The sequence below is a fragment of the Pseudomonas sp. AB6 genome, from assembly GCF_034314105.1.
In the GTDB taxonomy this organism is placed as follows: domain Bacteria; phylum Pseudomonadota; class Gammaproteobacteria; order Pseudomonadales; family Pseudomonadaceae; genus Aquipseudomonas.
Window position 1 is genome coordinate 34,576 of the sequence record NZ_JAVIWJ010000001.1, and the last position, 9,569, is coordinate 44,144.

Genomic DNA, 9,569 nt, shown 5'->3' on the forward strand with positions numbered 1-9,569 from the left:
AGAAAAGTGATGCGGCCGTGCTATTCGATGGCCAGTTCCAGCCCGGCGCCGCGAAGTGTTTCGAGCATCTTGGTGGCTTCCGTCGCGCCCAACTCGTTGTCTCGCAGCCATGTAAACGGCAGGTCGTAGACTGGGCTGGTTCCCGGATGATTTGCCCGCTCAACCATGTTGCCGAATGGCACTGGCAGGCCGTCATGGCGAAGCTGTTTCCAGATCCAATGGCCCACGCCATCGTGAATGCCCAGCGCGGACAGCAACGTGTCTATGCCCTTCGCTTCGCCCACCGGCTGGCCGATTTCAGCCAGGACGGCGATGTATCGTTTGATGGCCTGTTCTCGGCGATCTAACAGCCACGCGACGGCGGTCTGTTGACGTAAGCCGACCACCTCGTTCAGTTCAGCTTGTGTCGTGTTGATTTGTTCCTCAAGCATGCCGATAGCGATTTCCGCCGCCGTACCATCCTCGACTGCTTGGCGGCTTGCCCGCTCCAGGGTCTTTTCTTGCTTATCGAGTTCGGTCGTGTCGGCGACAGCTTTGGCAACAAACGCCACCGCCTTGAGTTCGGCCCGCTTGCGGCTGATCACAGCGAGTTCGCCGGTTATCTTTTCGGCCTCCAGTGTCGCGGCGGTGGCGCGCAAAATATCGGCGCGGTGCTGATCAATCTTTGATTGACCTACGGTGAGGATGGCGCTGAATTCAGTAATTTTTTGCAGTGCGGTTTTCATGAGCGGATCTCTTGGGTGAGTTTTTTGAAATTGCGGTGGGTCGGGAAAATTCATTTCAGCGCCAGCTCACGGACGATGTTGGCCTGAGACTCACCGCGATCCAATGCGCGCTGGGCATCACGAACCATTGCTTTAATGGCCTGATCCTCGAAACGGCGCGCCAGGGCGTCGGCCTTGCGAGCGATCATCGCGGCTAGATCGCGCGGAAACGGAGCACGCTCTGGACGGCTGTAGTCTGTTGTCATGGGGTTCTCGTGGCATCGGGACAGGGATGGCGAATCTGCGAGTAGGTGCCGCACTTATTAATCCGCTTCTGAAACCGGGGGTTTCATCGGTGGCACGCTCTCGGTGCCGATGGCTAGCACGGCAGGTAACGGGTACAGATCGGCAAGGGAAATCAGAAGTGCGTTAGCACGTAGGTCGCCAGCCTCGGCGGCTTCCCGAATCCGTGACCAAGCGCTGGTTAGTTCGATTTTCGTAGGGCGGTACTGGCGCCCTCGCGTTTTCAGCATGCCCATACACCGATTCCCCTTTGCTCTAATTTGATCAATTCAGGGCAGATTAGGGCTGATTCGACGCGTTAAACAGGGTGAAAACTGACCGCTTCCTACTTGAAATAGAACCAGACGCTATGGGACTCTTGAGCAAAATCTAGCCGATGAACGGTAGGAAGAACGCTCGGACGCGATGCCAAACAAACGGAGTGGAATGATGGACGGACACGGTGAATTTGTGATTTACAGCGACTTTCGCGAGGGCTATTTGACTCAAACGAACCCGAGTGTCTGGCACTACAGCGAGGAGTCTGCAATTCGCTTTGAGACGGAGAAGGAAGCGAGGACGGCAGCGGCTCGGCGTCATGGAGACGATGCCCAAGCTGGGCGATTAGTTCGGGTCGACGGTACCGTCGAATTTGAAGCGCTCCGTAAAATCGAAAGGGCGCTGCCAGGTAGTTGGATTGTTACGATAACCGACGCCCAATCGCCTGGCAGACCCTATTACCTTATGAACGGAGGACAGGTCGTAAAGATGGCAACGCCCATCGATGACGCTAAGGGATACCGATTCGAGCGTGATGCGATGAAGGCTGTCGACTCGATAAACAAAGGGGGCGCACTCACGGCGCAGACTCACCAGAAAACAGCTCAAATACTGAGTTTTCCTGTCGCGTGATCGTCGTTGAGTCGCATGCATTGGGTGTGGCAATACTCCATTTTTAAAAAAGGATTACCAAGTTGGAACGATACGGAAATTTGGGTGGGGATTCGGGTGTGGTTGGCTTTGAAATAGGTCAAGGATTTATCATTGTTTTGTTCAAAGACGGGTGGAAATACCTGTACGACGGGGCGAGGCCGGGCGCCGCGGTCGTGGCTCAGTTGCAGCAATTGGCACGCTCTGGTCATGGGCTCAATAGCTACCTTACCCGTGTTGTGAAGGGCAGGTGGGCCAAGAAGTACAGGTAGACATCCAAACCTATTTCCGACATCTCATTGGCTTGAATGAGATGTCGGAAATCCCTCCGGTATCTACAAGGGGGTCGGGAAACGCGACCCCGGTTAACGTTAGAGCTCGGTGCGTTAACGGTGCCCTAACAATCCGTTACCTCATCCACCAGTGGGGAGAGTTAACTTCCTGCAATGAAGGGAGTTGCAACTTCCTCAATCTGAGGGAGTTAACTGTCACTGACGTTGTAAGTTGTCTGGGTGTCCTTGAACCTTAGGAGACCCCAAGCCTGCGTTGCAGGTTGGCCACTGGCGCCGTTTAAAACGGAACCTGTCCCTAGGACAGAATTGATCGACGTAGGAATCGGATTTCCACCCTCCACTCCAGTAAGCCTGGGCGAGCCAGATTTGAAATCCATGTGGCAAGGGTCAGATCTGAAATCGACCCCTTGGGTGTGCAATTTTCTGCAGCCCCCCCCCCTGACCTGAGAATTCAACGGGGTAGATCAGCGGAGTTTTCCGCCTATGTCTAAACAACGCCGGACGTCGCTTTGACCAAAAGTACGAATTTCGTTACAACAACTGGCAACGAATCGCGTCGGAAGTTACTGCAAAAGTTTTTAGTGCCGATCTTGATCAGATTTCAAATCGGGCCAAGTTGAAAAGTCTCGAACCACGATGTTACGAAGGTTTCGTAGTAACCCACTTGATCGCGTTTGAAACGCGGCCAAGCTGGGATTGATTGAACATGCGTGATTTTCCGTATCTCAAACCGGCAAATTGCAGGTTTGAATACCCGGTATTACGGGTATTTCCCGGATTACTGTGTCCCGGAGACACATTTGATCTGGCCCGCTGTTCTGGCGGGGTAGATGCCCAAAGATTTCTGGGTATCTCGGTACGTACCCGGAATTACGGTGATGTAGGTGGGTGTGCGGAATTTTCCGTACACCCCCAGTATGTGCCGGGAATGTTTCCATCACATCAGCGCAACGGATCACAAGCTGTGCTGCGCTAACCCCCGAATCCACACCTCCAGATCGGTCACCAGAATTAACCGCCGTCGCCCCGACTTGAACGCTCGAAGCTCACCCGAACCGATTGCGTCATAGATCGTGGAGCGGGTGGTGCCTGTCATGGTTGCCGCTATTTCAGGGCCGACGGCCAGAGGGGCGAATGTCACGGTCGCCGACCCTGACGTGCTCCTGCCAAAGTTGCCGGTCATGCCACATCTCCATCAGGCCAGCGCCACCTGACAATTTCCAAAGCTTCGTCTCTGGTCATCGGCTCAGGACTGATCATTGGGAACGGTTGGAGACCAGGAAGAAGCACCGACCAGGAACAGTGGCGGGCCAGCCCATCGTTGGCGGCTAGTTCGGCCAGCAGTTCGAGACGGTGCGCGCGGATGTATTTCTGTAGGTCGTCCGTGACCAGCGCCCGTGGCGATACCACCACCCGGTTTCCCTTCTTGCGGGTCGACAAACCGAACTGCGCCAGGTAGTCGATGGCGGTGCTCATATCGCCACCTCATCCTCGCCAACCTCAGCTTCTTCGGCGCCCGCGATGACCGCTCCATTTATCCATTCGTGCCCTTTTTCGTCATTCGTGCCCACGTTATTTACTGGGCACGAATGGGAATCTGAGGGCACGAATGGAAGAAAGGGCACGAATGGGCCTTCTGCTTGTGGCAGTGACCAGAGTGTTTTTATCTCTTTGCCGAAGCCTTCCCGCACGGTCACAACGGACAGCTTTTCGCGTGCGGAGCGGGTCTGTTTTTGGCTGTACCCGTTCTCAGTCATCAATTGCTTAACCTCTTTTCCGGTCAGCGCTCCTGAGCTCAGAATCCGGCGCAATGCTTCTGATGGGTCATCGTTATCAGAGTGTCCTTCGTCGCCTGTCGCCTCAACGTCACCAAGGATCTCTCGGGCGCTCCCTGTGATGGCATCGCCCCACATCACGCAAGTGGTTTCGATGCCGCCATCAATCGTGACCGGCTCAATGGTGTAAGAGACACCACCCTCATCGGTGCCGATGTTGGACTTTGCCCGCGCCAGCACTCGCATATCGGAGTCTTCTTGCTTTGCGGCAACTAACACCGTCCTGGCCAGCGCCGAGAATGCTTGTGAGCCAATTACCCGATCCGCCGGCGATGATCCTGCGCCACCCTTGGCAAAGTGGCTGATACCGATCACCGCACACATGTTCTGCTCGGCGAAGTCCACCACACCCTGCAGGCCTCTACGCACGTCATTGGCCTTGTGCATATCGCCCTTTACAGCGCTAACCACCGGGTCAAGCATCAGCAATGCGACACCTCCGATTTCCTGTGTGGTGGTTTTCAGCAACCCAATGTCGTTGGCTGGGTCGAACGGATCGACTTCCCCTTGGGCATTGATGCGACCTTGGATGATGTAAACGCGGCTCATATCGGCGCCCGCTGCGATCAGCCGCGGCACCAGGGTGTCCGAGGGATCATCCTCGCTCGACCAAATCAGAGCGTTCCCGGCTTCTCGGCACCTTTCGCCATCAGGCCAGCGCCCCGCCGTTGTGATCGTGGCGATCAGCCCCAGAAGCAAAGTGGTTTTCCCGGTACCGCCAGCACCCGCCAGAATATGGAGCTTCCCTTGGGCGAGCCAGCCAGGCCAAAGCCAGCGAATGGCTACAGGCTTAATGCTTGATGCCTTCACGGCGTTTACCTTCCATACCGCCTTGGCGTCTGGAATGATCGGCGTCGTCATGAGTTCATTGGCAGGCTTCATGGTCTGCCCTCCAGTTGACCAGATCATTGAAGTCCGTCAGTTCCGGTGGTGCTTCTTCCGGCCAAATTGGAAAACAGACCTTTACCATCGCCTTGATAGCCGCTCCCACCGCAAACCGGCGTCCGGGATTACCCTCAGTCATGCGGTCATCATCGCCAGCAATAATGATTTCGTGAGCTGAATATTTAGCTTTAAGCGCCAGCGCCACCGGCGCCAGATTCCCCGAATTCATGGCGGCCACGACTGGTGAACCGGATAGTTTGTGCAGGGTCAACGCGGTGGCCAAGCCTTCGGCGATGTAGACTTTCTGGCTTCGGGATACATCGCCCAGTACGTAGTAAGCGCCGGTTACCTGTCCGCCGAATAGGAAGCGCTTTTCGCCATCCGCGCTGATGCGCTGGATGTTGACCAATGCTCCATCCGCATACATAGGCACCAGCAACACGTCATCGATCTGACGGAGGTTATTGGCGTGGACGCGTTTCTTGCTCAGGTATGGGTGTTCGGGGTCGGCTGGGCGACTCGTCCCCCATAGGCGCTGTGCGTACTTGGCAGCGGCTTGCTGGCGACGTTGCTGCCCGGCTTCGCGCTGGCGCCGGGCCTGATCGATGCGTTGTCGAATCTGCTCGGCCTCGCGGGTGTCCAGCGGCTCACGACTACACCAGCTCATTGCGCCACCGGTTTTCCAACTACCAAACGCGCCGGAAGCGATGCCGTCCAGATAAAGGACGTACCAACCATTCACACTGCCGGACTTATCTCCGGGGACATGGAACCGGTGAATATCGCCGTCTGGTTCAGGTAGCCAATCCAGTGGGCCGTAGATCGATTGCAGGGTTTCACGGAAAAGAACCGGTGCATCAGTCATGGTGATCACCGTTGCCCGCAAAGGCTCGGCAGATAGCCCCATTATTGACGCCGTGCCAGCGGGTCAATTCATCTATGGAATCGACAAGAGAGGACGTCACTACTGCGTCGGCACTTCGCATGATAATGCGGCCGCACTCGGCGTCGTCCTCCGTCAAGAATGGCCCCATTAGAGCCTTCGGCGCTCGCGGATGAGTGATGAAAAATAGCTCGATAACTTTCTTCGGGCCGAACGAGTCCGCCGACGCTGATGCGTCTTTTTGAATCTTCATGGTTAGACCCTCAGGTCGATGTTATCGAGGCGCTCGTTAAAGCTCTTGATGTCAGATTCAAGAAGGCTTTGATAATCACCAGCCAGGTATTGAAGGGCACCGGCCAAGCATTCAGCGTGGTGGTGATGACCAGCCTTAAGTGTGGTGCTGATCGCCCAGCTCAAAGAGTCAAACCAGTCCAGATATTCCTTGGCAACCTTGAGTTGATCGAGAGCTTCGTTGGCAACGTTGGTGACTTCTGTAGAGGTAATCATTTCCGCACCTCCGATTCAGCCTTGCCGCAAAGGTCAAACCCCGCGTCACGAACCAAGGCGGCGATAGAGCTCACCGCGCAGGTCAAGCCATACGCCTGGGAGTCACTGAGGCCATGTTCGCTACCGTCAAGGCCTAGCAGATTGGCAAGCGTTTCGAGCGCCAAGCCGGCAGTGGCCAAGCGGTTGCCGTGGTCATCGGCAGCGTGGGCGAGTGTTCCGAGTTGGAAAGTCATTTCGCCACCGCCTGAGCTTCGAGGCTGCGTGCGGTTTGCATGTGGGCGTTGTAACGTTTTAGACGAACTGAGAGGCTGGAGTTTGCGTGAAGTGCGGCCAAAGCCATTGCGCGGTGGGCACCGGCTTTGCCGATGAGAACAGACGGATCTTGGATAGGTGTGGAGAACTGCATTGGTGACGCTCCTGGAGTTGAGGAACCGCCACCGTTTGCGACCAAGCAAGCTAAGGTGGCGGCTGTACGTAGGTTGGTCGACCGGTACTCTAGGAAACCGGCACACCCGAAGGTGTCCTGCGCACAGCCACCATAATTCGAAATTACGGGCACAAAAAAAGCGCCTGTTTTTGGAACTTGGACGCTGTTGCGTCTAGAGATAGTCCGGCGACCAAACCGGGTCGCTGAATTTGCAGCGACGGCAGAACGATACAGCTGGAGATGTGAATAGACAAGGGCTTTCATGCAGCACCACGCATTGCCATACGCTGACGAACCCAAGTTTGTACTTCGCCAAGAATCCAGCCAACCGGCGCGCCCCTCGACTTGCTATCGCTCAGTGGCACTGGTTTGGGGAATGTCGGATCGTCCTTAAGACGCTTGTAGACGGTGGGCCGCTTGATGCCGGTAATGGCCTCAAGTTCGTCCATGCGAATGATGGTGGTGGAGGGGTCGTAAGTAGAGCGCACGTCAGCGCTGACCGGTGTTACTGGGGTAATGTTGCTCATATCTGTTTCCTGATGTGGATGAAGACAGAAACAGGTTGGCAGTTGGCGACGGGTGGTAATCAACCCTGCTTGGGTGTGCAGTGCCTGGCACACGAGGGAGAGCTAGAGTGCCCGCCCAGATCGTCCGGTCGGGTGAGCACCATAGTCGAAACCCCCGGTTTCACTCGTCTCCTCGGGTGAGCACCTTGCGGTTTCTCAGGTGTGCAGTCCTTAAGTTGAAGGGCCGTAGGATGATGTCAACCGCCTCTGACATGCGACCAGATGCACCCTTGGTCGTTAGAAACTTGAGGATGTCTTCCTTTGATGGCGCGGTGCTAATGTCGTCCTCGTCGTAGGTTGCCCAGAAGTGCTTGATGGTCTCCTGTACCAGATCTAAACCTTCTGACGAGTGACCGTATGGAGGCAAGGCAAGCGGAGCCGGTTGTGGTACGGCCGGTTCGATCGCCCTAGCGATGGTTTGCACTGCTATGGTTTTGGTGACGGGCTTCGGTGGCCTTGTAACCTGCACCTTCTCGCTTTCGATCCATGCCACTAATGAGGCGCGGGTGATGATTGTGTCGGGCAAGCTAATTTCAACCTCGCGTTCAGCGGGGCGCGCAACTCTTAGAATTCTCTCCATTGTCGGGTTTCCGTTCCAGTCGTTAGTTTCGACATAGATGTGGCCCATGCACACAACTGGAGAAATCAAACCTTGCCTAATAGCGGAGACAATGCCTAGGGCGTGCCCGTGTGCGTTTTTCCAGCGGGGTACATTTTGCCGTTTTGCTCTGTCCAGGGTGTCGTAGTCGAACGGATCAATCATTGCGAGTAGTAGTGCAGCCTGTTCTACGCTGAATTCCATTACTGACTTCCAGTGTCCCAGGTCTGGCAGGTCGTCAAAGTCGTCAAAGCTCTGCATGTTTAAGCGCTCCTGATTGCTATTACATTGCCCGCTGCTAACTTGTCCAAGTAGTCGGCGTACCACTGCATCATGCTTTTACGTTGTTCTAAATATTGAGCCTTGTTGTATATCCCGCGAACACCTTGGGGCTTGTGGCTTAGCTGCGCCTCGATGTGGTCGGCGATGAATCCGTGTTCGTTGAGAGTGGTACTCGCTATGTGCCGGAATCCGTGGCCAGTCTGGCGTCCTTCGTAGCCGATCCTGCGCAGCGCCATCAGGAACACGGTATCGCTACGTGGCTTGGTTCGATCACTCCGTCCGGGGAAGAGCAGTGGATACGCTCCGGTGATCGGGTACAGTTCCTTGAGCAGCTCGATAGCCTGACGACAGAGCGGTACCAGGTGTTCACGACCCTTCTTACGGCCTTTACGCTCGACAGGGATTGTCCAGAGCTTTTTGGCCAGGTCGAACTCAGACCAATGCGCTTCACGCAGCTCGCTAGGACGCACTGCCAACAGCGTGAGGAGACGTAAGCCCAACTGCACATCCTTAGCGTGCGGGTACAACTGAATGGCGCGCAGAAGGGCGGGCAGCTCCTCGGCTGAAACATGAGCGTAGTTTTCGGCTTTGCCGGTAGATAGGAACTTGTGGACGCCTTCTAGGGGATTATTTACGGCGCGGCCAGTAACTCGGGCCAGATCGTAAACGTCCTTGCAGTAGGCGCGTACCCGGCTCATCTGCTCCAAGATGCCTTGCTGCTCCAGTCCACGTAACAATTCCATCCACTCCATTGAGGAAATGTTGTTGTACGAGCGCTTTCCGAAAGTAGGGAACACATGACGCTCCAGTGCGCCGATGATTCGCTTGGCTGTGCCTGCATCCCAGTTGGCAAGCCGTGACGAGTACCATTCCCGCGCCATGATCTCGAACGTATCGTTGGCAGCCTCAATCTCAGCAGCCTTGCGCGCCTGTTTGGTAACTATCGGGTTATTGCCCTGGGCGGCGTCAGAACGCAGCTCCTCAGACTTGATTCGAGCCTGAGCGCCCAAATACTGACCTTCGCCGGTTCCATATCCGCCCACGCCCAGCCAGGACCATTTGCCGTCTAGCTTCTTGTAGCGCAGCTCCCACGACTTGCTCCCATTGGGTTTGACCCTGAAATACAGGCCGGAACCATCGATTTCGCGGTAGGCGGTGGCTTCGGGTTCGAGGCTGGACAGGGTGGTGTCCGCCATCGGCCGACGCTTGATATCTGAGCGCTTCATCCCTTGTATGCCTCCAGTTCAATTATTTTGAAAGCATACACGTAGGCATACAAGGTTGGTAGAGATAGGGGTAGATAGGGATAAACAGCCAGAAACAAGAAAACCCGCACTAGGCGGGCTTCTTGAGGTGGTTTATAGACTGCTGTAGACA

The 9,569-nt window shown here is 55.7% G+C and carries 15 protein-coding genes; 1 reads left to right on the top strand and 14 read right to left on the bottom strand.

The window, feature by feature from the left end:
* Nucleotides 1–20 precede the first annotated feature (20 nt).
* Genes RGW60_RS00190 through RGW60_RS00200 form a run of 3 tightly spaced genes read right to left on the bottom strand, consistent with a single transcriptional unit; the run spans nt 21 to nt 1,237 of the window.
* Complete coding sequence (locus tag RGW60_RS00190) at nt 21–725, bottom strand: hypothetical protein (RefSeq protein WP_322201027.1); 705 nt, start codon at nt 723–725, stop codon at nt 21–23.
* A gap of 50 nt (nt 726–775) precedes the next feature.
* A complete protein-coding gene (locus RGW60_RS00195; protein ID WP_322201029.1) occupies nt 776–970 on the bottom strand; it encodes a hypothetical protein in 195 nt (64 codons plus the stop codon).
* Nucleotides 971–1,027: 57 nt separating this feature from the next.
* Nucleotides 1,028–1,237 (bottom strand): hypothetical protein, encoded by a 210-nt coding sequence (locus tag RGW60_RS00200; RefSeq protein WP_322201031.1) that lies wholly within the window; start codon nt 1,235–1,237, stop codon nt 1,028–1,030.
* A gap of 199 nt (nt 1,238–1,436) precedes the next feature.
* On the opposite strand from RGW60_RS00200, the gene RGW60_RS00205 reads away from it, so the two are divergent.
* Nucleotides 1,437–1,898: a hypothetical protein gene (locus RGW60_RS00205; protein WP_322201033.1), complete on the top strand. Its 462-nt coding sequence runs from the start codon at nt 1,437–1,439 to the stop codon at nt 1,896–1,898.
* 1,266 nt (nt 1,899–3,164) lie between these two features.
* On the opposite strand, the gene RGW60_RS00210 is transcribed toward RGW60_RS00205, so the two are convergent.
* The 11 genes from RGW60_RS00210 to RGW60_RS00260 all read right to left on the bottom strand — a co-directional run bounded on the left by RGW60_RS00210 (nt 3,165) and on the right by RGW60_RS00260 (nt 9,418).
* Complete coding sequence (locus RGW60_RS00210; RefSeq protein ID WP_322201035.1) at nt 3,165–3,392, bottom strand: helix-turn-helix domain-containing protein; 228 nt, start codon at nt 3,390–3,392, stop codon at nt 3,165–3,167.
* The gene (locus tag RGW60_RS00215; protein WP_322201037.1) at nt 3,389–3,685 is read right to left on the bottom strand and encodes a hypothetical protein; all 297 of its coding nucleotides are present in this window, start codon (nt 3,683–3,685) and stop codon (nt 3,389–3,391) included. Before RGW60_RS00215 ends, RGW60_RS00210 begins: the two co-directional genes overlap by 4 nt.
* Nucleotides 3,682–4,926, bottom strand: a complete 1,245-nt coding sequence (locus RGW60_RS00220) for an AAA family ATPase (protein WP_322201039.1) — start codon at nt 4,924–4,926, stop codon at nt 3,682–3,684. The genes RGW60_RS00215 and RGW60_RS00220 overlap by 4 nt, the downstream gene beginning before the upstream one ends.
* The gene (locus tag RGW60_RS00225; RefSeq protein WP_322201041.1) at nt 4,910–5,794 is read right to left on the bottom strand and encodes a toprim domain-containing protein; all 885 of its coding nucleotides are present in this window, start codon (nt 5,792–5,794) and stop codon (nt 4,910–4,912) included. Before RGW60_RS00225 ends, RGW60_RS00220 begins: the two co-directional genes overlap by 17 nt.
* Nucleotides 5,787–6,065: a hypothetical protein gene (locus tag RGW60_RS00230; protein WP_322201043.1), complete on the bottom strand. Its 279-nt coding sequence runs from the start codon at nt 6,063–6,065 to the stop codon at nt 5,787–5,789. The genes RGW60_RS00225 and RGW60_RS00230 overlap by 8 nt, the downstream gene beginning before the upstream one ends.
* 2 nt (nt 6,066–6,067) lie before the next feature.
* Complete coding sequence (locus RGW60_RS00235; protein ID WP_322201045.1) at nt 6,068–6,319, bottom strand: hypothetical protein; 252 nt, start codon at nt 6,317–6,319, stop codon at nt 6,068–6,070.
* On the bottom strand, nt 6,316–6,552 hold the full coding sequence (locus RGW60_RS00240) for a hypothetical protein (RefSeq protein WP_322201047.1): 237 nt from the start codon (nt 6,550–6,552) through the stop codon (nt 6,316–6,318). Before RGW60_RS00240 ends, RGW60_RS00235 begins: the two co-directional genes overlap by 4 nt.
* Complete coding sequence (locus RGW60_RS00245) at nt 6,549–6,725, bottom strand: hypothetical protein (protein WP_322201048.1); 177 nt, start codon at nt 6,723–6,725, stop codon at nt 6,549–6,551. Before RGW60_RS00245 ends, RGW60_RS00240 begins: the two co-directional genes overlap by 4 nt.
* A gap of 281 nt (nt 6,726–7,006) precedes the next feature.
* Nucleotides 7,007–7,273, bottom strand: coding sequence for a helix-turn-helix transcriptional regulator (locus RGW60_RS00250; RefSeq protein WP_322201050.1), 267 nt, complete (start codon nt 7,271–7,273; stop codon nt 7,007–7,009).
* 160 nt (nt 7,274–7,433) lie between these two features.
* On the bottom strand, nt 7,434–8,171 hold the full coding sequence (locus RGW60_RS00255) for a hypothetical protein (protein WP_322201052.1): 738 nt from the start codon (nt 8,169–8,171) through the stop codon (nt 7,434–7,436).
* A gap of 2 nt (nt 8,172–8,173) precedes the next feature.
* Entirely contained in the window at nt 8,174–9,418 is a 1,245-nt protein-coding gene (locus RGW60_RS00260; protein ID WP_322201054.1) for a tyrosine-type recombinase/integrase, read from the bottom strand.
* Between the last annotated feature and the right edge of the window lie 151 nt (nt 9,419–9,569).